We start from the raw sequence: 23,678 nt of genomic DNA on the forward strand, positions 1-23,678 counted from the left end.
GGAGCTTACCTATGAAAAGAGATCCCATTCAGGCGAGGGTGCTGGCGACAAAGCTGATCCCAAACGTTGCGCCCGACCTCGCCGAACAGTTGTCGCTGCGGCCGGAGGAGCGGTCGCTCGCGCTGATCACGGCGGACAACGACGACGTGACCTATACCGCGCTGGATGAAGCGACCAAAAAAGCGGTCTGCCGCGTGGTATACGCCAAAAGCTGCTATGCGGGCGCGGACCACGCGAGCACGCGCCTGGCAGGCGAGATTATCGGCATCCTGGCCGCGCCCAATCCGGCGGAGGCCAAGGCCGGTCTGGACGCCTGTGTTGATATGATTGAGAACGTATGCCATTTTGTTTCCGCAAACGACGAGGGCGATATCGTCTACTATGCGCATTGTATTTCGCGCACCGGTTCGTATTTGTCCGAGGGCGCGGGCATTGCGGAGGGCGAGGCACTGGCGTACCTGATCGCGCCGCCGTTGGAGGCGGTGTACGGTCTGGACGCCGCGCTCAAAGCGGCTGACGTACACATGTGCGTGCTGTACGCTCCGCCGAGCGAGACGAACTTCGGCGGCGGCCTGCTGACAGGCAGCCAGGCCGCCTGCAAGGCAGCGTGCGAAGCATTTGCCGACGCGGTCGAGTTTGTGGCGGAGCATCCCACCGAATGCATTGCGGGGGACAGCCTGTGAACGGCGCGGCGCGCAACGGAGGTGACGGCCGGTGAGAGCGTTGGGAATGATCGAGACGCGCGGCCTGGTAGCTTCGGTAGAGGCTGCTGACGCAATGGTAAAGGCCGCCGAGGTCACGCTGGCCTGCAAGGAGCATGTCGGCGGCGGTCTGGTGACGGTCATGGTGCGCGGCGAGGTGGCCGCGGTCAAGGCTGCGGTGGATGCGGGTGCGGCGGCGGCCGAGCGGGTCGGGGAGCTGGTCGCCGTGCATGTGATCCCGCGGCCGCATGAGGAAGTGGAAACGATCCTGTCCCCGCCGCCCGCGGCGCCGGTCCGCGCCTCGCCTCGGCGCGCGCAGGAGCCCGTCCCGACGCGGGTATGCGAAGGGGCGCCGGATGACGAGACGCTGGCGGGCATGTCGGTCGCCAGCCTGCGCACCGCCGCGCGGGAGCTGGGGCTGACCAGCATGACGCGGCGCGATATCCGATTTGCCAAAAAGGAGCAGCTGATCGCGGCGATTCGGGCGTTCCGCGATCAGGGCAAATGAAATTCAAGCGGAAGCATCCGCGGATAAAGGAGAGTTGAATCATGCAGCTATATGACAAGGATTTACTGTCCATGCAGGAGGTCCGTGAACTGGTCGGCGCGGCCAAAAAAGCCCAGCAGGAGCTGGCCGGCATGACCCAGGAGCAGGTGGACCGCATTGTCCGCGCCATTGCGGACGCGGGCGTGCGCAACGCGCGGCGCCTGGCGGAAATGGCCAATGAGGACACCGGCTTCGGCAAGGTCGAGGACAAGGTCATCAAAAACGTGTTCGGCAGCCGCGGCGTGTACGAATACATCAAGGATATGAAAACCGTGGGCGAGCTTGAACGCGACGAGGTCAATAAAACGCGCACCATCGCCGTGCCGGTGGGCGTGATCGCGGGTCTGATCCCCTCAACCAATCCCACGTCCACCGCGCTGTACAAGTCCGAAATCGCGATCAAGGCGGGCAACGCGATCGTGTTTTCCCCGCATCCGACCGCACTGCGCTGCATCATGGAGACGGTCAAGGTCATCCGCCAGGCGATTTCCGAGGCGGGCGGGAACGAGAACCTGGTCTCCTGTATCACGATTCCCACCATGGAGGCCACCGATAACCTTATGCGCCACCGCGACGTTGCTTTGATTTTGGCGACCGGCGGTTCGGCCATGGTGCGCGCGGCCTATTCCTCCGGCACGCCGGCGATCGGCGTGGGGCCGGGCAACGGTCCGGCCTATCTGGAAAAGACCTGCGACCTGCCGCTCGCGGTCAAGCGCATCCTGGATTCCAAGACCTTTGACTGGGGTACGATCTGCGCCTCCGAGCAGTCCATTATCTGCGACGAGGATATGGCGGCTGCGGTGCAGGCCGAAATGGAAAAGCAGGGCGCCTACTTCCTCGACGACGCGGAGCGCGCCAAGCTCGGCAAATTCATTCTCCGCGCCAACGGCACGATGAATCCGGAGATCGTCGGCCGCAGCGTGGAAACCATTGCCAAGCTGGCCGGCCTGGATCGGGTGCCGGTGTCGGCGCGCGTGCTGGTCGCCCGTGAGGACGGCGTGGGCCGCGGCCATCCGTACTCCAATGAAAAGCTCGGGCCGATCCTTGCGTTCTATACCGGAAAGGACTATCGGGACGTGTGTGAAAAGGTTTGCACGATCCTGCGCTACGAGGGCGCGGGCCATACGTTCTCCATGCATACCAAGGACGAGCAGATGGTCGATTATTTTGCAAAGCGCGTGCCGGTTTCCCGCGTGATCGTCAATACCGCGTCCGCGCTGGGCGGTATCGGCGCCTCCACGGCGCTCATGCCCGCGCTGACGCTGGGCTGCGGCGCGGTGGGCGGCTCGGCGACGAGCGAAAACGTCGGCCCCATGCAGCTGCTCAATACCCGCAAGGTGGCCTACGGTCTTCGGGAGCTGGACGATATCCGGCAGGGCGCGCCCGACTGCAGCGACGGCATCTGCCAGAGCACGGGCGGCGGGATCAGTGAGACCGATCTGGAGGCGATCGTCCGCATGGTCGTCAGCCGGATGAAAAAGGCGTAAACAGGTTCATCAACCATTCAATAAAGCTTAGGAGGAATTGATTATGGCAACGACGACACAGGCACTCGGCATGATCGAAACAAAGGGACTGGTCGCATCCGTGGAAGCGGCCGACGCAATGGTAAAGGCGGCAAACGTAACGCTGATCGGCAAGGTACATGTCGGCGGCGGCCTGGTGACCGTGATGGTGCGCGGGGACGTGGGCGCGGTCAAGGCCGCGACCGACGCGGGCGCGGCGGCAGCGGAGCGAGTGGGCGATCTGATCTCGGTACATGTGATCCCGCGGCCGCACGAAGAGGTGGAGTATATTCTGCCCTCGCTGGATAAGCAGTAAAAAGCGGAAAACGACAGAAAAGGAGTAAGGTAACATGGCAAATATGCAGGCACTCGGCATGATCGAGACAAAGGGACTGGTCGCATCCGTGGAGGCGGCCGATGCAATGGTAAAGGCGGCAAACGTAACGCTGATCGGCAAGGTACACGTTGGCGGCGGCCTGGTGACCGTGATGGTGCGCGGGGATGTGGGCGCGGTCAAGGCCGCGACCGACGCGGGCGCGGCGGCAGCGGAGCGAGTGGGCGATCTGATCTCGGTACATGTGATCCCGCGGCCGCATGAGGAAGTGGAGTACATCCTGCCGACTCTGGACAAATAAGGCGCGGCGGTACGGCAGAAGCCCATCCGCCTTGAGGAGGTGAAGCGTTTGAAATATATCACGGAGACAGCGCTGCGGCATGAGCTGCACGCGATCGAGCCGGAGAGCTATGTGGTACCCAGGGGGCAGAAGCTGACGCCGGCAGCGCGCGAGTATCTTCAGACGCGCAAAATCAAGATTGTGCCGGAGGAGCGGCAGGGGAAAGCCAGCCCCTGCTCGGCAGGGGTGGTAAACGCGCTGGCGGCGCCCGCGGCTGTGCCGACGGCAGCGGCGAGGTTCGTTGACTATGAGACCGGCGCGTTTTACGCGGAAAAGCCCGAGCATATGACGCACCTCGCGGGCAACCTACTGGTACAGAAAAGCCATCCGCGCATCCTGTTTCGGGGCAGGCTGGACGCGCTGCAGGCGTCTGTCGTGCTGGCGCAGACCGAGATCAGCGGACGCGGAGGCAGCGAAAAGCTGCTGGAGGACCTGAACGACCTGCTGCACGCGCTGCGCGAGGTGATGCGTTGCGACGTGCTCGATGAGCCGTTCACCATGGAAACGCTGATCGGACTGACACACGCCGGCCTGCGGGAGCAGTCGCACGACCCGCAGCGCTTTTTCGGCGTCAAGGCGATGACGCTGCCCGAGTATACCATGGGGCGCGATTTCGCCCTGCTCAACAGCCTGCGCGCCGCGGTGCGGGAGACCGAGGTCGCGGCGGCGCTGGCGTTTCGCGAGGGCGCGAAATGCACCAGAGAGGATCTGATCGAAGAACTAAACCGTATGTCCAGCGCGCTGCACATTATGATGTGCCGTTATCTGGCCGGACAATATGGGGCATAGCGGAAAACGGAAGGAGCGCTGGAACAAATGATGGATATGGAGCGCGTTAACGACTATATGGCCCGCGTGAGCGCGTCGGAGCATACCACCTTTCCGCCGGCTGACGGAGAAATGAAGGTGGGGCTGGACCTGGGTACGGCCTATATCGTGCTGGTCGTGCTGGACGGGGCGGATAATCCTGTGGCGTGCGAAAAGCAGGCGGCCTCGGTGCTGCGGGACGGCGTGGTGGTCGATTACCTCGGCGCGCTGCAGATCGTGCGCGAGCTGAAGCGCAGACTGGAGCAGCGGCTTGGCAGGGAGCTGGAACGGTGCGCCATCGCCATGCCGGCGGGGACGGAGTCGAGCGCGCGGACACATCAGTATGTGGCCGAGGGCGCGGGGTTTGAAGTGACCGCCGTGCTGGATGAGCCGACCGCTGCGAACGCGGTCTACCAGATCGACAACGGCGTGGTGGTGGATATCGGCGGCGGCACGACCGGCCTGGCCGTCCTGCGGGAGGGAAAGGTGGTCCGCATCGAGGATGAGCCGACCGGCGGCACGCATCTGACCCTGGTGCTGGCGGGCAACTATCATATCCCTTTCGCGGAGGCTGAGTCCATCAAGCAGGACTACGCGCGTCATAAGGAGATCTTTCCCGTGGTCAGACCCGTTGTGGAAAAAATGGCGGCGATCGTAAAACGATATGTCGATAAAACAGAAACGGAAACACTCTACCTGTGCGGCGGCACCTGTTGCCTGACCGGAATCGAAGAGGTCTTTGCGCGGGAAACGGGCATCCGGACGGTAAAGCCTGCCGACCCGTTTCTGGTGACGCCCGCAGGGATTGCCATGAACTGTAAGTGATAAGCGGAAAGGAGGGGAGCCATGGAGCGAACAGAGCTGGTCGAGGAAATCGTGCGGCGGGTCACGGCAAGACTGCATGAGCTGGAGGGAGCGGAGCAGGCAGACCCGTCTGAGAGCAAGCAGGGCCTGCTGATCCTGACACAGGCGCACGGCACGGCCTGTCACAGCGTGCTGGAGAGCGAGGCGGTCCGCCGGAAATGGCGGGTGGACTGCGCCCTGCAGCGCGAGTATGACGTGGAGCTGGCGGATTACGATGCGGTGCTGCTCGGCGACCTGAGCTGCGGCGCGCTGGACCGGATCGCTTCCGGCGTGGGAGACTGCGCCTTTACCCGTTTGGCGGTGCAGGCCATCCTCGCGGGGAAAAAGGTCTATATCCTCGCGGAGGGGGTGGAGCTGTACCGGTATCGGGAGTCGGCACCAGCGGTGTACTATAAGATGCTGCAGCAAAAGCTGGACTTTTTGCAGGCAAGCGGCGCGGTTCTCTGCACGCAGACCGATGTCGGGCAGTTGCTGACCGAAAAGCAGCCCGCGGCGAAATTACAGGTGCCGCCTGCGGAGGCGTCCAACGCAAAGGAAAAGACGCTGGCCAAGCGGGTGCTGACCGAGCGCGACCTGATCGACGCGGAAAAGCAGGGCGTTGCCTGCATCCGCGTGGGCGCGGGCTGTATCATCACGGCGCTGGCCAAAGACCTGGCGGCGGGCAGAGGCATCACGATTATCAAGGGGCAGGACTGAAAACCGCGGCGCGGGCTGAGCCGCCGGCGCGCCAACGTATGCCCGACAGGAGGGGAACCATATGAAAATTGCCAAAGTGATCGGGAATATCTGGGCCACCCGCAAGGAGGAACGGCTGGCGGGCTATAAGCTGCTGATCGTGCAGCCGGTCAACATCCTGGACGGCTCGCCGGACCGCGCGCCCATCGTGGCCGCCGATATGATCGGCGCGGGCATGGGGGAGACGGTCATCATCGTCGGCGGAAGCTCGGCACGCAGCGCGGCGGGCGATATGTCGGTGCCGGTGGACGCGACCGTGGTCGGCATTGTGGACGATCAGGAGTTCGACCCCGGTATTCTGGAGGAAAGGGAAGCGGTGAAACCATGAATCTGACCGAAACCATCAAGGCGGCCGGCATCGTCGGCGCGGGCGGCGCCGGATTCCCGACGCATGTCAAGCTGGACGCCAAGGCGGAGTGCCTGATCGTCAACGCGGCCGAGTGCGAGCCGCTGATCGAGACGGATAAATACCTTTGCCGCACCTGTGCGCCGCAGATCATCCAGGCGGTGCTGGCGGTCAAAGAGCATTTGGGCGCAGGCCGCGCGGTCATTGCCCTGAAAGGCAAATACGAACAGGAGATCGGCGCGCTGTCCGAGGCGATCCGCGCGGCGGCCGCGCCGGTCGAGATCTTCCGGATGGGTACGTTCTATCCGGCGGGCGACGAACAGACCATGGTGCAGCAGGTGACCGGACGCTCGGTCCCCGAGCGCGGCCTGCCGCTTGATGTCGGCTGCGTGGTGGACAACGTCGGCACCATGCTCAATATTTACGACGCGCTGCAGGGACGGCCGGTGGTGGATAAATACCTGTCGGTCGTGGGCGAGGTGAAAGAGCCGGTTATGCTGCATGTACCGATCGGGACGCCGGTCATCGACTGCGTGCGCGCGGCCGAGCCGCAGCTCGCGGACTATGCGCTGATCCTCGGCGGGCCGATGATGGGCAGGCAGTTGACCGGCGCGGACGAAATACGCGGCGCGGTCGTAACCAAGACCACGGGCAACATCATTGTGCTGCCGCGTGACCACTATCTGTTCCGGCGGGCCGCGACGCCGCTGGAAACAATCCGTCACCAGGCGCGCAGCGCCTGCATCCAGTGCCGGATGTGTACCGACCTGTGTCCGCGATACCTGATCGGCCACGCCATTCGGCCGCACCTGATTATGCGCAACCTGTGGCGTGAGCAGGGGGTAACGGACGACGCGGCATACGTCCGTATTTTTCGGCGAGGCAGCCAACTGCTGCGACTGCGGCGTATGCGAAATGTTCGCCTGCCCGATGCAGCTTTCGCCGCGCAAGGTCAACCAATACGTCAAGCGCTGGCTGCGGGAAAAGGGACTTCAGGTGCCGCGGGACAGCGCGCCGCAGGCGCGAGCCGAGGTCGATCAGCGCCATACGCCGACCGACCGCCTGGTCAGCCGGCTGGGGCTGTCGGCGTATTACGGTCTGCACGCGCACGACTGCCGGACTCTTACGCCGGATGAGGTATTCCTGCCGTTCTCCCAGCATATCGGCAAGCCGGCGCATTCGGTCAAGCAGGCCGGCGACACAGTCGAGCGGGGCGAAGTGCTGGCGCAGGCGGCGGAAGGCCTGTCCGCACAGATTCACGCCAGTATTTCGGGCGTGGTGACGGAAATTACAGAAAGAGGCGCCCGCATCCGCGGACGGAAGGAGTGAGCACTATGGGAATTTCCAGCAGGATGGCCATCGGCATGGTGGAACTGAACAGCATTGCGCGGGGCATCGAAACCTGTGACTATATGGTAAAGGCGGCGACGGTGGAGCTGCTCCGCTCCTCCACGGTGTGTCCGGGCAAATACCTGATCCTGATCGCGGGCGAAACAGGGGACGTGAAAGCCTCCATGACGGAGGGAATCAAGCGGGGCGGCGAGTGCGTGGTGGACACGCTGACCATCCCCAACATCCACGCGGATGTGATTCAGGCCATCAGCATGACCACGCAGATTGAAAGGCCGGGCGCGGTCGGCGTTTTGGAGTATTATTCGGTAGCGTCCGCCATCATTGGCGCGGATATCGCGGCCAAGGCGGCGGATGTGCAGCTGATCGAGGTGCGCATCGGCTATGCGATCGGCGGCAAGGGCTATGTGACGCTGACCGGCGATGTCGGCGCGGTGCGCGCCGCAGTGGCCGCCGCCAGGAAGCAGGCCGAGCTGCTGGTCGGCACAAGCATTATCCCGCGCCCATCGCCCAAGGTGTTTGAGGCTCTGATGTGACCTGGCAGCGGAAAGGGGAGGATGACGATGAAAGTAAACGAGGAGCTGATTCGCAGCCTTGTGGAAAAGGTGCTGGCCGAGACAAGCTGGCAAAAGCCGGCGCAGAGCGAAAGCGGCGGGTGCGGCTTTGAGAAAACGGTAGATCCCAGCGGCGTGCTCAGCGTGCGCGTGCCGACCGTGCGCCTTGAGCCGTTTGAGGGGCGCGATGACGTGCGCCTGAAAGACGTGGCGACGCTCGAGGAGGCGCCGCGCATCGGCTGCGGCATCATGGAGCTGCGCGACGGCGCGGATTTTGAATGGACGCTCACTTACGACGAATGGGACGTTGTACTGGAGGGGCGGCTGGAGATCCGCATAGACGGCCGCACCGTAGGCGGCGACGCAGGGGATGTGCTGTATATCCCGCGCGGTAGCCATATCCACTTTACAACGCCGCAGTATGCGAAATTTGCCTATACAGTATTTCCGGCGGATTGGTGAGACAGGGGCGCTGTTATGTTTACTAAGCTGATCGAAAAACTGAAAAAGAATTATACCACGCTGGTGTTCACTGAGGGGGCGGACCCGCGTATCCTGGAGGCTGCCTCCCGCCTCAAGCGGGAGGACATTCTGCAGCCCTTGCTGATCGGGGACGTACAGGAGGTGCGGCAGGCCGCGCGGGCAGGCGGCTTCGACATTGCGGATATCCGCATCGTCGATCCGCTGCACTACCGCCGTATGGACGAGCTGGTGGATAAAATGGTAGAGCTGCGGAAGGGCAAGCTGTCGCCTGAGGAATGCCGCGGGCTGCTGCAAAAGGGAAATTATTTCGGCACCATGCTGGTAAAGCTCGGCGTGGCAGACTGCCTGCTCGGCGGTGCGACCTATTCCACGGCGGATACGGTGCGTCCGGCGCTGCAGCTGATCCGTACCAAGCCGGGACACCGGATCGTCGGCTCGTGCTTTATCCTGACCCGCGGGAGCGGAAGCAGCGCGGAACTGCTGGCGATGGGGGACTGTGCAATCAATATCAAGCCGGATGAGGATGAACTGGCCGAGATCGCAGTCGAAACCGCCGAATGCGCGAAGCTGTTCGGCATTGACCCACAGGTGGCGTTCCTGTCCTATTCGACCAAGGGGTCGGGAAAAGGCGAGGATGTAGACAAGATGCGCCGCGCGGCCCAAACGGCGAAGCAGGCGCGTCCCGATCTGATGATCGAGGGAGAGCTGCAGTTTGATGCGGCGGTATCGCCCGAGGTCGCGCAGACCAAGTGCAAGGGCCTGCCGGTGGCGGGACATGCCAACACCTTTATCTTTCCGGATATCAACGCCGGCAATATCGGCTACAAGATCGCGCAGCGCCTGGGCGGCTTTGAGGCCTATGGGCCGATCCTGCTGGGCTTAAACGCGCCGATCAACGACCTGTCCCGCGGCTGCAACGCGGAGGAAGTCTATTATATGGCGATCATCACGGCGGGGCTGCGGTGAGGCCTTGACGGGAATACAAAAAAGAGGGGCGGATGCCCCTCTTTTCCTTTTCGCGCGGCTGCAACGCGGATACCGCCGGCCGTATCCTCCCGCAACGCTGCCTTCCAGCAGGGTCGCCATAAACCAGTCCAGATTGAGAACGAACATTTCGCGCATGCGCGCGTCCTTTTTGCTGTCCGAGGGCAGCTTTTCTGCGCGGCGGCAGGTGGAAAGATAGTGCTCGCGGACGAACGCCGCCCCATCTCGCACCACGTCCGGTGCGAGCAGGCCGAGCCGCAGCCCGACCGATCGGGACCACGGGAACGTGTCCTCGAACAGGATCTCCTCGCGGTGGTACCAGGGATAGCCGCCGAACAGCTCGTCGGCGCACTCTCCGGAAAGGCATACGGTCGTGCCGCCTTTTTTCACCTCCGCACAGAATAGCAGCAGCGAGGAATCCACGTCCGCCATGCCGGGCAGATCGCGGGCGTCGGTCGCGGGCAGAAGCGCGGCGCACAGCGCCTCCGGTTCAATGACAACGTTATGGTGCGCAGTATGAAGCGCATCCGCCATCATTTTGATATACGCGTTGTCGCTGTTTGGTTGGAAGCTGCTTTTTGTAAAATACTTGTCGTTGTCGCGGTAATCGACCGACCAGGTGTGCAGGGTTTCGCCGCGCGCGGCGTAGTCCCTGGCGGCCAGCATGGACAGGATGGAGGAATCCAGCCCGCCGGACAGGAAGCAGGCCAGCGGCACGTCGGATACGAGCTGGCGCTGCGCCGCGTCGCAGATCAGCTCCCGCGTGCGCTCGATTGTGGCCTCCAAGTCGTCCGGATGCTCATGCGCCTCCAGCTTCCAGTATGCGGCGTCCGTATAATGCTCGGGGGTAAGGATGGCATAGTGGCCGGGCAGTAGGGAGTCGATCTGCCGGAACACGCCGGAAGCGGGCGGCCGCGCCGGACCGAGCAGCAGCAGGGAGCGCAGGCCGTCCTCGTCGATCACAGGTTCGACCTCCGGATGGCACAGCACCGTACCGATGGTCGAGCCGAACACCAGCCCGCCGCCCGTATGCGCGAGAAACAGGGGCTTGACGCCCAGCCGGTCGCGGCAAAGGGTCAGGCGGCGCTCGGCTTTCTGCCAGATGGCGAAAGCAAAAATCCCGTTGAGCCGCGGGAATGCATCCGTACCCCATTCCAGAAAGGCGTGCAGCACAACCTCGGTATCCGAATGCCCGGCAAACCGATGGCCGCGCAGGATAAGCTCGTGCCGGATATCCTCGGTATTATATAACTCTCCGTTATAAATCAGGACAGTATTCCCGTCGGACGATGTCATGGGCTGCTGGCCACCGTCCGGATCGATAACGATCAGGCGGCGGTGGACGAGCATCGCGTCCAGATCGCAGAACTGCCCCTCCGCGTCCGGCCCGCGCGGCGCGAGCGTGCGTTTCATGCGCTCCGCGACCGGCCCATAGCCGCGTGTATCATGTTCGTAATCGACAAAGCCTCCGATTCCACACATAGGCTTTTCCTCCTTAAAATTTTGGTCTTCCATCCTTTTTATGCCGGTATGCGTCCGGATATGCGCCCAGACGCACGATAGATGATTACAAAACGGAGACTGAAACGGCAAATTAACGAGGGGTAAAAAATCCAATCTGCACAAAAATGCGGGGCGAAATTCTCAGGCAAAAGTCTGTTAAATCCTTGACATATTGCGGCCAAACAGTATAATAGAAGTAGACATGCTCCAAAGTTGGGTGTCGGTGGATGCGGCGCTTGATACCTATGGTGTCCGGCGCTGTGTTTTTCTGTTCACCTGCGAATTTTTTTGGGAGGTATATGGCATGGATTTTAGGCTTACAAAAGAAGAAGCACTGTTCCAGAAGATGTGCCGCGAGTTCGCGCTTAACGAAGTTGAGCCGATCGCCGCGGAGATCGACGAGCAGGAGCGCTATCCGGAAGAGACTGTCCAGAAGCTGATGAAGTACGGCCTGATGGGCATTCAGTTCCCCAAGGAAGTCGGCGGTTCCGGCGGCAACTACGTTTGCTATTCGATCGCGATCGAAGAGATCAGCCGCGTCTGCGGTACGACCGGCGCGATCATTTCTGCGCACGGCACGCTGGGCGCCTGGCCGATTTACGCGTTCGGCACGCCGGAGCAGAAGGAGAAATGGCTCCGCCCGCTGATCGAGCCCAAGGAAGGCGCGAAGGTTGGCGCGTTCGGTTTGACCGAGCCTAATGCCGGTACCGATTCCGCGGCACAGCAGACCATCGCTGAGAAGCAGGAAGACGGTTCCTACATCCTCAATGGTACCAAGGTGTTCATCACCGGCGGCGGCCGCGCGGATACTTATGTCGTTTTCGCCATGACCGACAAAGCAAAGGGCAACAAGGGCATTTCCGCCTTTATCGTAGATAAAGATGACCCGGGCTTCTCGATCGGCAAGATCGAGCACAAGATGGGCATTCGCGGCTCGCAGACCGCAGAGCTGATCTTTGAAGACGTACACCTGCCGGCGGACCGTCTGCTGGGCAAGGAAAACGGCGGCTTCAAGATCGCGATGATGACGCTGGACGGCGGCCGTATCGGTATCGCTTCTCAGGCGCTCGGCATCGCGCAGGGCGCGCTGGACAAGGCGATCCAGTACATGAAAGAGCGCGTACAGTTCGGCAAGACGCTGGATAAGTTCCAGGGCCTGCAGTGGATGGTAGCCGATATGTACACCCAGATCGACGCTGCCCGCCTGCTCGTCCGCCGCGCGGCGTTCAACCACGATGTTGGCCTGCCGTTCACCAAGGAAGCCGCTATGGCTAAGCTGTACGCTTCCGAGGTCGCTATGGACGTTACCACCAAGTGCGTGCAGATTTACGGCGGTTACGGCTACATCCGTGAGTACCCGATGGAGCGCATGATGCGTGACGCCAAGATCACCGAGATCTACGAGGGTACTTCTCAGGTTCAGAGAATGGTCATCGCTGGTCAGGTACTGCGCTAAGAAAAGGAGGAGAACAGAACTATGAAAGCAATCGTATGTGTAAAGCAGGTTCCGGATACCTCCGGCAAGGTAGCGGTGAATCCGGACGGGACGCTGAACCGAGCGTCGATGGAAACGATCACGAATCCGGACGACCTGAACGCGGTAGAAGCGGCGCTGAAGCTGAAGGATGAGACGGGCTGCAAGGTAGTTGTAATCACGATGGGTCCCCCGCCGGCGGAAGGCATGCTGCGTGAGCTGCTGGCGCGCGGCGCGGACGAGGCGGTGCTGGTATCGGCCCGTGAGTTCGGCGGATCGGACACCTTCGCGACCTCGCAGATCCTCGCGGCGGCAGTGAAGAAGGTGGGCCTAGAGGACGACGATATCGTATTCTGCGGACGGCAGGCGATCGACGGCGATACGGCGCAGGTAGGCTCGCAGATCGCGGAGAAGCTGGGCGTACCCCAGATTTCGTACGCGGCGGACATCAAGAAGGAAGGCAACACGGTAACCGTCAAGCGCATGCTGGAGGACGGGTACATGACCATCCAGGCGAAGACGCCGTGCCTGCTGACGTGCATCAAGGAGCTGAACGCACCGCGCTATATGTCGCTGAGCGGGATCATGGACTGCTACGCCAAGCCGGTGGCGGTATATGATTACAACACCCTGAAGGATGATCCGCTGATCGATCCCACCACGATCGGTCTGAAGGGGTCGCCGACGAACATCTTCAAGTCGTTTACGCCGCCGCAGAAGGGCAAGGGCAAGATGCTTGAGGGCGCGGACAAGGCGACGTGCGAGACCCTCGCGGCGGAGCTTCTGAAGAAGCACATCATCTGAAGGAAAGGGGAATAATGAACAATGGCTGAATTTAACAACACCAATCTGGCCGATTTCAGCGGGGTTTGGGTATTCTGTGAGCAGCGCCAGGGCAAGCTGCAGCCGACGGTGCTTGAGCTGATGAGCGAGGGGCGCAAACTGGCGGACGACATGGGCGTAGAGCTGTGCGGCCTGCTGCTGGGCAAGGACGTAGACGGAATGGCCAAGGAGCTTGGCGCATACGGAGCGGACAAGGTATACATCGCGGATTCGCCGCTGCTGGAGACCTACACGACGGACGCATACGCGAAAGTAATCTGCGACACGGTAATGGAGAAGAAGCCGGAGATCATGCTGATCGCGGCGACGAACATCGGCCGAGACCTGGGTCCGCGCTGCGCTGCGCGTCTGCACACGGGCCTGACCGCAGACTGCACGCATCTGGACGTAGATGTGGAGAAGTACGCGGCGTTCCTGAAGGAAGCGTCGACGCTGCCGGAGGCGCAGATCGACGCGCTGGACCGCTCTGACCGCAACCTGAAGATGACGCGTCCCGCGTTCGGCGGACACCTGATGGCGACGATCATCTGCCCGCGTTTCCGTCCGCAGATGGCGACGGTTCGCCCGGGCGTGCTGAAGAAGAGCGAGTACGACGAAGCGAAGGCGAATGCGGTAGTGGTAGAGAAGCTGAGCATCAGCCTGAGCGAAGCGGACATCGAGACCAAGGTGCTTGAGGTCGTAAAGGAAGCCAAGGAGCTGGTAGACCTGACGGGTGCAGAGGTAGTGGTATCGGTAGGCCGCGGCATCTCGAAGGATGTAGAGACGGGCATCAAGCTGGCGGAAGAGCTGGCGTCGGAGTTTGGCGGCGTAGTAGGCGGCAGCCGTGCGGCGATCGACTCGGGCTGGCTGACGGCGGACCACCAGGTAGGCCAGACGGGCAAGACGGTACATCCGAAGCTGTACATTGCGCTGGGCATTTCGGGAGCGATCCAGCACAAGGCCGGCATGCAGGATTCCGAGTGCATTATCGCGGTGAACAAGGCTGATGGCGCGCCGATCTTTGACGTTGCCGACTACGGCATCTGCGGCGACCTGTTCAAGGTCGTTCCCATGATGATCGACGCTATCAAGGCTGCTAAAGCTGCTAAGTAAAAAACAGAGCTTAAGCGAAAGCCCCTGTCCATTGGACAGGGGCTTTTTTACTACTTATTTATGATTTTTGGGGTAGGGCGCACGCACATCGGTTTCTCCGAGCAGATAGTCCACGCTGGTATGATAAAAATTCGCCAGCTTAATGAGAACGTCGGTGGGGATATCGCGTTTCCCCATCTCATAGTTGGAGTAGCAAACCTGTGTGCAGTTTAATATTTGTGCAATGTCCCTTTGCAGCAGGTCGGCATCCTCGCGTAAATTTCTGATTCGTGCGTACATAGTTGCTCCTCTTTTAGAAGAAATGGCTATATTCAAGTGTACGCAAAACGAATTGTTATATTGATTTATAAAACAAAATGTTATATAATAAGCAAGGAATAAAGGGGGAGTCGTTTAATGGGGAGCGTATCGGTTATTCTCAGCCTGCTTGTGTTTGGGGTATTAAACATCGTGCTTATTTTGGTGGAAAAACGCTGATGAGACAGCAATAGCGATTCGCAGGGTAGTTTTTACGCAAAAAAATCCCGATCCATATGGATCGGGATTTTTTAGTCAAGGGTTATGCGTCCTTTGCGCTTTCGCTGGGATTTGATTCGGCAGGAGCCTGCTGCGCCAGCGTCAGCCTGTCATCCGCGACGTCCAGCGTTACATGGTCGCCCGCCTTGATGCGGCCCTCAAGGGACTGCTCGGCAACGAGATCCTCCACCTCGTTTGTGACCGCGCGGCGCAGCGGCCGCGCGCCATATATCGGATCGAAGCCGGCCTTGGCAAGATGCTTTTTCGCGGCGTCGGTCCAGTCCATGACGATCTGCATATCCTGCATGCGTTCGGCGACCTGCCGCAGCATACCGTCCGCAATCTGAGCGATCTCCTCCTCGGTCAGGCGGTTGAACACGATGATGTCGTCGATACGGTTGAGGAATTCCGGCCGGACCGCGTTCTTCAGCTCACCGAGCACATCCTCCCTAATCTGTTCGAAGGTGCGTTCGGCATCGCTCGCGCCGTCCGCGGCAAAACCGAGCGACTTGCGGGTATGGCCTGTGATCTTCTGCGCGCCGATGTTCGACGTCATGATGATGATGGTATTCTTAAAGTCAATGTGCCGGCCCTGGCCGTCCGTCAATACGCCATCCTCCAGAATCTGTAGCAGAATATTGAACACATCCGGATGTGCCTTTTCGATCTCGTCGAACAGCACGACCGAGTACGGGTGGCGGCGCACCTTCTCCGAGAGCTGGCCGCCCTCGTCGTAGCCCACATAGCCCGGAGGCGAACCGATCATGCGGGAAACCGCATGCTTTTCCATATATTCGGACATATCAATGCGGATCATGGCGTTTTCGTCGCCGAACATGGCTTCGGCCAACGCCTTGGAAAGCTCGGTCTTGCCGACGCCGGTGGGGCCGAGGAACAGGAACGAGCCGATCGGGCGCTTGGGGTCACGCAGACCGACACGGCTGCGCCGGATGGCCTTTGCGACCGCGGTAACGGCCTCGTCCTGGCCGATCACGCGCTGGTGCAGCGTGTCCTCCAAGTGCAGCAGGCGCTGGCCCTCGTCCTCCGTAAGCTGGGCGACGGGGACACCTGTCCAGCCGGAGATCACAGCGGCGATATCATCCGCCGTGACCGCGCCGTGCGTTTTGGTCTGCTGTTCAGACCATTCCTTTTTGCGTGCTTCGAGCGCTTCGCGCTTTTGCTTTTCTTCATCACGCAGCTTGGCGGCGTTTTCGAAGTCCTGGCTCTTGACAGCCTCCTCCTTTTTCGCGGCGACGGCGGCGATTTCGTCCTCCAGCGCTTTCAGGTCGGGCGGCGCGGTCAACGTGGACAGGCGCACACGCGAGCATGCCTCATCGATCACGTCGATCGCCTTGTCCGGCAGATAGCGGCCGGTCACATAACGCACGGACAGCTTGACCGCGGCATCGATCGCCTCGTCCGGTATCTTGATGCGGTGGTGTGCTTCATACCGGTCGCGCAGGCCCTTGAGGATCTCGACCGCGTCCTCCGGCGTCGGCTCGTCGATCTGCACGGGCTGGAAGCGGCGCTCGAGCGCGGCGTCCTTTTCGATGTTTTTACGGTACTCATCCAGCGTGGTCGCGCCGATGACCTGCACCTCGCCCCGGGATAGTGCGGGCTTGAGGATGTTTGCCGCGTCCGCCGCGCCCTCGGCGGCGCCCGCGCCCATCAGCATGTGCATCTCATCGACAAACAGGATGGTGTCTTTCTTGGCGGTCAGCTCCTCGATAACCTTTTTGATGCGCTCCTCGAACTCGCCGCGGTACTTGGTGCCAGCGATCATGCCGGTCAGGTCGAGCGAGATCACGCGCTTGTTTTTGAGCGTTTCCGGCACGTCGCCCGCCACAATCTTCTGCGCGAGGCCCTCGACAACGGCGGTCTTGCCAACGCCCGGATCGCCAATCAACGCCGGATTATTTTTGGTGCGGCGGGACAGGATCTGGATCACGCGCTGGATTTCCTTGGCGCGGCCGATGACCGGATCGAGCTTGCCCTCCCTGGCGGCGGCAGTCAGGTCGCGGCCGAACTGGGTAAGAGCGTCCTTATCCGAAGCGCCGCCAGTCGCGCCTGCTTCCGCAAAGCCGCCCTGCTGTGCGCCGCCGAGCGTTTCGCTCAGCTTTTCTGCCAGCGTCTGCGGCGTGACCTTGAGGTTGGCCAGCGCGGTCAACGCCACGTTCTGCCCTTCGCGCAGGATGCCGAGCAGCAGGTGTTCGGTGCCGACGTAATTGGTCCCCATCTGGCCCGCAGACTGCAGCGACAGCTCGATGATGCGCTTGGTGCGCGGGGTCATGCCCTGCGGCGCGGCGCTGTCGGGTGCGCCGCGGCCGGACAGGTCCTCGATCTGCTTCACCAGTGCATCCTCGGTCACGCCCGCCGCGGCAAGCGCTTTGGCGGCAGGGCCGCCGCCCTCACGCAGCAGGCCGAGCAGCAGATGCTCCGAGCCGATATAACTGTGGCCGAAAGAGCCGGCGGCTTCCTGCGCCAGCGTCAGGGCTTTCTGGGCACGTTCGGTGAAACGGTTTTGATAAAACATAAGTCAACACTCCTTTCAGGGGGTGGGAAATGGAAAGTGAATAAGGAAAGCTCACGCGAAGCGCAGACTTTGCGCGGTCTCGCGCAGCAGGGCGGCGCGCTTCTGGTCGCGCTCCTGCGGCGCGCCGGTCAGCATGGCCGGCCGGATGCGCTGTTCCAGCCCGTAAAGTACCTGCGGCTCCACGCCGGACAGCAGACCCATCTGCAGGCCGACCAGTACGTCCGAAATACATTGGATGGCTTCGCCTGTATCGATCAGGTAAGCCGAACGCAGCGTGCCGGCGGCGCGGCAGACGCGGTCCCGCAGCGCGGCTTCGTTCTGGCTGCGCACCTGTTCGCGCGCCTTCTTTTCCGCGTCGATGATCGCGGTCGCGGTCTCAACCAGTTTATCGGTCAGCTCGGCTGCGGAAGCGCCCAGCGTGATCTGGTTGGAAATCTGATAAAAACCGCCGACCGCTTGGGAGCCTTCGCCGTAGGCACCGCGTATCGCGCATCCGCGGCTGCCGGCATAGCCGGCCAACTGGTTGATGCCGCCGGTGGCGGTCAGCATGGGCAGATGCAGCATGATAGAGGCGCGCAGGCCGGTGCCGACATTGGTCGGGCAGGCGGTCAGGTAGCCCAGCCGCTCGTCATAGGCGAATGGCAGGGTGGCTTCGATCAGCGCCGCGATGCGGTTGGCGGTTTCCAGGCACTCCTTGGGACACAGGCCCGTGCCGATGACCTGCAAGCGGAGATGGTCTTCCTCCCCGACCATGATGGACACGCCGCCATCACGGGAGACGATCAGCCATCCGCCGTTTCGCGCCAGCTCGGGGGAGATCAGATGCTCCTCGACGAGCTGGGACGCTTCGGTCGAGCGGGGAATGATCTGCTTTTTTTCGAATTCCGGCCCAATGGTAGGGTTGCCGCGCAGCGCGGAAAACACCTTGTCCGCGATCTCGCTGTGCTGCGCCGGCGTCAGCCGGAACGGGTACCCCTTGAGGTTGCGCGCCAGCCTGACACGGCTGGAGGCGGCCAAACCGGTGAAGCCGCCGTGTAATGAAAACAGGCTCATTTCTGCTCGCCCTCCATTCTGCGGATCTCGTCGCGCAGGCGCGCGGCCTGCTCATAATCCTCGCTTTCCACCGCCGCCTTGAGCTGCGCGCGCAGGGCTTCGACCGGATCGGCCTGCGGCTGCTCCGGTGCGGCCGGCGCCGTGCCAATGTGGCGGTCCGCGCCGTGGAGCTTGCGCACATACGGGTTCAGGATATCCGCGAACGTGCTGTAGCAATCCGGACAGCCCACACGGCCGGTCTGCCGCAGCTCGCTTTCGGTCATGCCGCAGGTCGGGCATTTGCGCTCGGTGCCGAGCAGGGTGGAGGTGGGTGCCGCCGTGCCGAGCATATCGTTCCACAGGCTGCCGAAGCCGCCGCCAAGGAACGAATGGAACGGATCGCTCCAGAAATGGTTCATGGACTGGAACGCGTTTTCAAACGTGCCGCCAAGGTTTTCTTTCTGCGCGCATTCCGGACACAGGTGCATCTCGCGCGTGACGCCGTTGATAGTTTCCTTATAATACATGGTCGCTTCATTCTTGCCGCATTTTTCGCATTTCATAAGTCGTTTCTCCTTTCAAAGAGGATGGTGTATCGTGAAATTTTTACAGGATTTAGATGGTTGCAACGCCCATTACGGCGCATCGGAAGATTGCGGCGCGCAACCGGTCGCGGTCGGATTTTTCGACCTCCGCCAGCGCGCCGTCCGAACAGGCAGAGAGCAGAAGCTGTCCCTCGCGCTGGGTGAGCAGCTCAGCGGAAACCAGCGCCCGTGTCAGGCGGGCCGCGTCATTCTGCGTCAGCCGTCCGCCGATGCCGCGCGCGGCTTCCAGCAGCGTGCGCTGCTTATCGTCCAGCAGACGGACGATGCGGATATAGCCGCCGCCGCCGCGCTGGCTTTCGACCAAGTAGCCGTGTTCCGGCGTGAAGCGCGTTTCGATCACATAATTAATCTGGCTGGGAACACAGGAAAACCGGTCCGCCAGGCTTTTGCGCTGCACCTCCGCCACGCCGCCGCCCTCTGATAGCATCTCTCCGATAAAGTCGGCGATGATATCTGACATTTTCATGGTGGTCACTCCTTAAGCCAGGGATTTTCGTTTGACCTTTCCTGACCTTTGATTTTATTATAGAAGATGACTGATGAAAAAGCAAGGATTTTTTCTGACTAAATTTGACCTTTGCAGAGAAACAGAATAGGAAAACAGAGGGTTTTCTCAGGATTTCTCGTTAAAACAAATTTTTTCTAACTTTTTTTGGATAATCACACCTATTTTATATATGTGTGAAAAGTTACCGATAACTAACCGTCTGTTTTTGTTGATTTTTTCTTATCTTGTGTTACAATAAGTGTGTAAAATACTTTTGGAGGTGCAATACCAATGGCATATGTTATCAGTGGCGCATGCATTAGCTGTGGCTCTTGCGCGGGCGAGTGTCCGGTAGGCGCTATTGCTGAAGGCGACGGCAAGTACGAGATCAACGCGGACGCTTGCATCGATTGCGGTTCCTGCGCAGGTTCCTGCCCGGTAGGCGCGATTTCGCAGGGCTAAGTTTTTTTAACTTACTTAAAAGCGAAAGTAAGACCCCGCTCCATTCGGAGCGGGGTCTTTTTTTGCCTGCGGTGAGGGGGTACGCCGCGCCTCGGAAAGCGTGTGCGCATCACCGGACAAAAGGGCGATGTGTTAAAAAAACGTAAAGAAAGGGGGGATGCTTTGTCACTAAATGACCAAACTTTCACACGAATTCCGAGTAATTCAGGAGAAAATACACATTGCAAAATGGAGAAAAACGGCGCTATAATATGTCGTAATAAAAATTGAGAGCTGTGCGCTGGGAAAGACAACCGACGCATAAGAAGGGGGTAAGAAAATGGACACTATGCAGATCCTTTCTGTCGTTGTTTTTTTGGCGGTCATGGCTGCGATCGTGACGGAAAAAATCCACCGCACGGTGGCGGCGGTGGCGGGCGGCGTCCTGCTTGTGTGCCTACATGTACTTACGGTGGATGACGCGGTCGGCTATATCGATTTTAACACCATCGGCGTGCTGATCGGCATGATGTTGTTCGTGGCGGTGGTGCGAAACTCCGGCCTATTTGAATATGTGGCAATTAAATCGGCAAAGCTCGCAAAAGGCAACCCTTGGCGGATTATGCTGCTGTTTGCAGTACTGACGGCCGTGCTGTCCGCGTTTCTGGATAACGTGACGACCGTGCTGCTGGTCGGCCCGATGACAATTTCGATCGCGGGTATCCTGGGGCTGAATCCGGTGCCGTTCCTGCTGACGCAGATATTGGCATCCAATATCGGCGGTACGGCGACCCTGATCGGCGACCCGCCGAATATTATGATCGGCTCGCAGGCAGGGCTGAGCTTTGTGGATTTTATTATGAATACCGGTGTGGCGGTGTTCTTTATCATGGCGGCGGTCTGTGTTTGTTTCTATTTTATGTACGGGCGCCGTATGGTGGTGGAAGCCGATAAGATGGCGGCGGTCATGCGCCTGGACGAAAACAAGTCGATCAAGGATCGACCGCTGATGATAAAAAGTATTGTGATGATTATTCTGGTGGTGTTGGGCTTTGTTTTCCATTCCACCCTGGGCGTGGACTCTTGCATTATCGCTCTGGCAAGTGCTACAATAATGTTACTGATTGGTGGCCAGGAGACTGAGGAAATTGTACTGGGCGTGGAATGGTCCACGATCCTGTTCTTCACAGGGCTGTTCGTTGTCGTCGGCGGCATGGTTCAGACCGGTGTGATCACGGCGCTCGGCAACGCTTTGGTCACGGTGACTGACGGCAACGCTATGCTGCTGATGATCCTGATCCTATGGGGGTCGGCATTGTTTTCGTCGTTTCTGGACAATATTCCATTTGTCGCGACGATGATCCCCCTGATCCTCTCCATGCAGGCGGAAGGAATGGACGTAACGGCGCTCTGGTGGGCGCTGTCACTGGGCGCTTGCCTCGGCGGCAACGGCACGCTGATTGGCGCGTCGGCAAATGTTGTCCTTTCGGGCATTTCGGCAAAGCATGGCCACCCGATTACGTTTGCAAGCTACCTGAAGGTGGGCTTTCCGATAATGCTGCTGTCGGTCGTTATTTCAACCGTATTCCTGCTTGTTCGTTTTCATTGATAGATAAAACAGATCGAGAAAGAGGGAGATCATATGATTACAAGCAGCTTTTCCGGCGATATTATCAATGCCAGCCTGCGTCAGCTCGGCGCATCCTCCATCAAGGAGATCAGGAACGGGATACTATATATTGCTAAATTTGAGCTTTCGGAGGATCTGTGCGTCACCTATGTGTTTGACGTGACCAAGCGCGACCGCTATTTTCTACAGCGCGTGACGCCCTACCCGATCTCGCATGGCGATTTTACCAGCGCGCAGGAGGTTGTGGAGTTCATCCGGAAAGATATCCGGAAGTTCCGCAATGCCCAGAATTCTCATAACTTCCCGAAGTTTCTCGATACGACTAATGCGATGGTCCTGTTTTCCCATGCGGTAGAGCTGCTCTTTCTGGAGCGCAATGTTACGCCGGAGGATCTGGACAGTATTTATCAGACGATCCAGAGCGGCCTGCATAAGATCAAGGACATCCATGATCGCGCGCCCAAGATTGAAGAATGAACAAAAGAGCTTCTGCACAAAAATGCAGAAGCTCTTTTGTTGATCTTTTTTGTCTTTTTTTTGACAGGTAGGCTGGATGAAACTGAAAAAAACGCTATAATGATAGATAGATGTTTTTTTAAGACTGAGAGGGGTGGAGACTCGTGTCCTATGATTTCCTCCTGACCATTGCGATTATCCTGCTATTTACAAAGATTTTCGGCCTGACGTCAGAGCGTGTCCATATGCCGCAGGTGGTGGGCGCACTGGTCGCGGGCGTGATTCTGGGACCAAGCTGCTTGGGACTGGTGGGGGAGAATGATTTTCTGATCAAAACCGCGGAAATTGGGGTGATCCTCCTGATGTTCAGCGCTGGTTTGGACACCGAGCTGGATGAGCTGAAATCCACGGGCTTGGCATCCTTTGTAATTGCGCTGATTGGTGTGATTGTGCCGTTTATCGGCGGCGTCGCCTGTTATCTGCTGCTGGAAAATGATCCGGCGGATACCCAGAATATGATAAAAGCGGCGTTCACCGGCGTCGTGCTGACAGCGACCTCTGTTTCTATCACGGTAGAGACGCTGCGGGAGCTCGGCAAGCTCAAAAGCAAGGTGGGTACGGCCATTTTGGGCGCGGCGGTGCTTGATGACATCCTCGGCATCATCGTGCTGACCGTGTTGACGGGCTTTACCGATCCGACCGTCCAGCCGATGATGGTATTTGTGCGGATCGCGGCGTTTTTCGTGTTCCTCTGCCTGATCGGTATTGTCATGCACAAGGCGTTCATCAAAATGGATAAGCTGTGGGGGCATCACCGCCGACTGGCTATTTATGCGCTGGTGTTCTGCTTCCTGCTCAGCTTTGTAGCAGAGCGCTTTTTCGGCATCGCGGATATCACAGGCGCATATTTCGCGGGATTGATTCTGTGCAATATCAGTAATACGCGCGCATACGCGGCCAGTAAGCTGAATGTGCTGAGCTATATGATGTTCTCGCCGCTGTTTTTCGCCTCCATCGGCATCAAGACCGAGCTGGGCGGGCTGACCGGACGGCTGGTGGTATTCGCGGTCGTCCTGACGCTGGTCGCGATTCTGAGCAAGGTCATTGGCTGCGGGCTGGGGGCGCGGATGATGGGCTTTCAAACCTATGACGCGATTTCAATTGGACTGGGTATGGTGTCACGCGGCGAGGTCGCGTTGATCGTGGCGCAGAAGGGCGCGCAGGCGGGCCTGATCGACGCAAACATGTTCCCGCCGATTGTTCTGGTCGTTATTGTAACCACGCTGATCACACCGATTCTGCTCAAGATCGGCATGCGGCGGCAGACGCCGGCGAATACCGAGCTTTCGGGCAAGGAGGCGGAAATGTTGCCTAATACAGAACGCTACTGACCGGATACGGAAACCAGACGGGCCTGTTCGTCTTTGTGGGTCCGTCTGTCATTTTTCCGTCCCTGTTCGTTTAAGTACCACTGCGATGGGGTGCCGACAGGTTGGCTCGCTGCATATTGCAAGCG

Annotated in this window: 26 protein-coding genes and 1 pseudogene; 21 read left to right on the forward strand and 6 right to left on the reverse strand. The window is 60.0% G+C overall.

Going from position 1 to position 23,678, the window contains the following annotated elements; all coding sequences use genetic code 11:
- Positions 1-11: 11 nt before the first annotated feature.
- The 14 genes and pseudogenes from eutL (at position 12) to pta (ending at position 9,532) form a co-directional block, all read left to right on the forward strand.
- The gene (gene eutL, locus RX717_RS01725; RefSeq protein WP_054327937.1) at positions 12-683 is read left to right on the forward strand and encodes an ethanolamine utilization microcompartment protein EutL; all 672 of its coding nucleotides are present in this window, start codon (positions 12-14) and stop codon (positions 681-683) included.
- A gap of 46 nt (positions 684-729) precedes the next feature.
- Positions 730-972 (forward strand): annotated as a pseudogene (locus tag RX717_RS15870) (BMC domain-containing protein); the annotation flags it as partial.
- Between the two features lie 278 nt (positions 973-1,250).
- Positions 1,251-2,735 (forward strand): acetaldehyde dehydrogenase (acetylating), encoded by a 1,485-nt coding sequence (locus tag RX717_RS01735; protein WP_316960526.1) that lies wholly within the window; start codon positions 1,251-1,253, stop codon positions 2,733-2,735.
- Positions 2,736-2,778: 43 nt separating this feature from the next.
- On the forward strand, positions 2,779-3,069 hold the full coding sequence (locus tag RX717_RS01740) for a BMC domain-containing protein (RefSeq protein ID WP_054327935.1): 291 nt from the start codon (positions 2,779-2,781) through the stop codon (positions 3,067-3,069).
- 34 nt (positions 3,070-3,103) lie between these two features.
- The gene (locus RX717_RS01745) at positions 3,104-3,388 is read left to right on the forward strand and encodes a BMC domain-containing protein (RefSeq protein ID WP_054327934.1); all 285 of its coding nucleotides are present in this window, start codon (positions 3,104-3,106) and stop codon (positions 3,386-3,388) included.
- A 39-nt stretch (positions 3,389-3,427) separates the two neighbouring features.
- The gene (locus RX717_RS01750) at positions 3,428-4,216 is read left to right on the forward strand and encodes an ATP-binding protein (protein ID WP_242977853.1); all 789 of its coding nucleotides are present in this window, start codon (positions 3,428-3,430) and stop codon (positions 4,214-4,216) included.
- Between the two features lie 27 nt (positions 4,217-4,243).
- Positions 4,244-5,059 carry an ethanolamine utilization protein EutJ gene (gene eutJ, locus RX717_RS01755; protein WP_107631113.1) on the forward strand — a complete coding sequence of 272 codons (816 nt, stop codon included), beginning with the start codon at positions 4,244-4,246 and terminating at the stop codon, positions 5,057-5,059.
- Between the two features lie 21 nt (positions 5,060-5,080).
- Complete coding sequence (locus RX717_RS01760; RefSeq protein WP_054327932.1) at positions 5,081-5,794, forward strand: hypothetical protein; 714 nt, start codon at positions 5,081-5,083, stop codon at positions 5,792-5,794.
- Positions 5,795-5,855: 61 nt separating this feature from the next.
- The gene (locus RX717_RS01765; RefSeq protein ID WP_107631112.1) at positions 5,856-6,161 is read left to right on the forward strand and encodes a EutN/CcmL family microcompartment protein; all 306 of its coding nucleotides are present in this window, start codon (positions 5,856-5,858) and stop codon (positions 6,159-6,161) included.
- On the forward strand, positions 6,158-7,315 hold the full coding sequence (locus tag RX717_RS01770; protein WP_316960527.1) for a 4Fe-4S dicluster domain-containing protein: 1,158 nt from the start codon (positions 6,158-6,160) through the stop codon (positions 7,313-7,315). Before RX717_RS01765 ends, RX717_RS01770 begins: the two co-directional genes overlap by 4 nt.
- 25 nt (positions 7,316-7,340) lie before the next feature.
- Positions 7,341-7,508 carry a hypothetical protein gene (locus tag RX717_RS01775; RefSeq protein ID WP_316960650.1) on the forward strand — a complete coding sequence of 56 codons (168 nt, stop codon included), beginning with the start codon at positions 7,341-7,343 and terminating at the stop codon, positions 7,506-7,508.
- Positions 7,509-7,513: 5 nt separating this feature from the next.
- Complete coding sequence (locus tag RX717_RS01780) at positions 7,514-8,065, forward strand: BMC domain-containing protein (protein ID WP_107631110.1); 552 nt, start codon at positions 7,514-7,516, stop codon at positions 8,063-8,065.
- Between the two features lie 27 nt (positions 8,066-8,092).
- A complete protein-coding gene (locus RX717_RS01785; protein ID WP_054327928.1) occupies positions 8,093-8,545 on the forward strand; it encodes a cupin domain-containing protein in 453 nt (150 codons plus the stop codon).
- Between the two features lie 15 nt (positions 8,546-8,560).
- Positions 8,561-9,532, forward strand: a complete 972-nt coding sequence (gene pta, locus RX717_RS01790) for a phosphate acetyltransferase (protein WP_054327927.1) — start codon at positions 8,561-8,563, stop codon at positions 9,530-9,532.
- Here the strand turns inward: pta and asnB are convergent.
- On the reverse strand, positions 9,446-11,032 hold the full coding sequence (gene asnB, locus RX717_RS01795) for an asparagine synthase (glutamine-hydrolyzing) (protein ID WP_107631109.1): 1,587 nt from the start codon (positions 11,030-11,032) through the stop codon (positions 9,446-9,448). The genes pta and asnB overlap by 87 nt on opposite strands.
- A gap of 325 nt (positions 11,033-11,357) precedes the next feature.
- Here asnB and RX717_RS01800 point away from each other — a divergent pair, with 325 nt between their 5' ends.
- From RX717_RS01800 to acrA, 3 genes are read left to right on the forward strand one after another with little or no spacing between them, the layout of a single operon-like run.
- Positions 11,358-12,509, forward strand: coding sequence for an acyl-CoA dehydrogenase (locus RX717_RS01800; RefSeq protein ID WP_054327986.1), 1,152 nt, complete (start codon positions 11,358-11,360; stop codon positions 12,507-12,509).
- Between the two features lie 21 nt (positions 12,510-12,530).
- On the forward strand, positions 12,531-13,331 hold the full coding sequence (gene acrB / locus RX717_RS01805) for an acryloyl-CoA reductase electron transfer subunit gamma (RefSeq protein ID WP_054328585.1): 801 nt from the start codon (positions 12,531-12,533) through the stop codon (positions 13,329-13,331).
- A gap of 21 nt (positions 13,332-13,352) precedes the next feature.
- On the forward strand, positions 13,353-14,462 hold the full coding sequence (gene acrA / locus RX717_RS01810; RefSeq protein WP_054328584.1) for an acryloyl-CoA reductase electron transfer subunit beta: 1,110 nt from the start codon (positions 13,353-13,355) through the stop codon (positions 14,460-14,462).
- 54 nt (positions 14,463-14,516) lie between these two features.
- Here acrA and RX717_RS01815 read toward each other — a convergent pair whose 3' ends face one another.
- From RX717_RS01815 to RX717_RS01835, 5 genes are all read right to left on the reverse strand, one after another.
- Entirely contained in the window at positions 14,517-14,741 is a 225-nt protein-coding gene (locus RX717_RS01815) for a helix-turn-helix domain-containing protein (RefSeq protein ID WP_054328342.1), read from the reverse strand.
- 280 nt (positions 14,742-15,021) lie between these two features.
- Positions 15,022-17,511 carry an ATP-dependent Clp protease ATP-binding subunit gene (locus RX717_RS01820; RefSeq protein WP_107631107.1) on the reverse strand — a complete coding sequence of 830 codons (2,490 nt, stop codon included), beginning with the start codon at positions 17,509-17,511 and terminating at the stop codon, positions 15,022-15,024.
- 51 nt (positions 17,512-17,562) lie between these two features.
- Positions 17,563-18,564, reverse strand: coding sequence for an ATP--guanido phosphotransferase (locus RX717_RS01825; RefSeq protein WP_107631106.1), 1,002 nt, complete (start codon positions 18,562-18,564; stop codon positions 17,563-17,565).
- Positions 18,561-19,106: a UvrB/UvrC motif-containing protein gene (locus tag RX717_RS01830; protein ID WP_054328338.1), complete on the reverse strand. Its 546-nt coding sequence runs from the start codon at positions 19,104-19,106 to the stop codon at positions 18,561-18,563. Before RX717_RS01830 ends, RX717_RS01825 begins: the two co-directional genes overlap by 4 nt.
- A 52-nt stretch (positions 19,107-19,158) precedes the next feature.
- Complete coding sequence (locus RX717_RS01835) at positions 19,159-19,614, reverse strand: CtsR family transcriptional regulator (protein ID WP_054328337.1); 456 nt, start codon at positions 19,612-19,614, stop codon at positions 19,159-19,161.
- A gap of 312 nt (positions 19,615-19,926) precedes the next feature.
- On the opposite strand from RX717_RS01835, the gene RX717_RS01840 reads away from it, so the two are divergent.
- From RX717_RS01840 to RX717_RS01855, 4 genes are all read left to right on the forward strand, one after another.
- The gene (locus tag RX717_RS01840) at positions 19,927-20,097 is read left to right on the forward strand and encodes a DUF362 domain-containing protein (RefSeq protein ID WP_054328336.1); all 171 of its coding nucleotides are present in this window, start codon (positions 19,927-19,929) and stop codon (positions 20,095-20,097) included.
- Positions 20,098-20,416: 319 nt separating this feature from the next.
- A complete protein-coding gene (locus tag RX717_RS01845; RefSeq protein ID WP_054328335.1) occupies positions 20,417-21,685 on the forward strand; it encodes an ArsB/NhaD family transporter in 1,269 nt (422 codons plus the stop codon).
- 33 nt (positions 21,686-21,718) lie between these two features.
- Positions 21,719-22,183, forward strand: coding sequence for a hypothetical protein (locus RX717_RS01850; protein WP_054328334.1), 465 nt, complete (start codon positions 21,719-21,721; stop codon positions 22,181-22,183).
- 143 nt (positions 22,184-22,326) lie between these two features.
- On the forward strand, positions 22,327-23,553 hold the full coding sequence (locus RX717_RS01855; RefSeq protein WP_054328333.1) for a cation:proton antiporter: 1,227 nt from the start codon (positions 22,327-22,329) through the stop codon (positions 23,551-23,553).
- The last annotated feature ends 125 nt before the right edge of the window (positions 23,554-23,678 follow it).

It is taken from the genome of Intestinibacillus sp. NTUH-41-i26 (assembly GCF_032769475.1).
In the GTDB taxonomy this organism is placed as follows: domain Bacteria; phylum Bacillota; class Clostridia; order Oscillospirales; family Butyricicoccaceae; genus Agathobaculum; species Agathobaculum ammoniilyticum.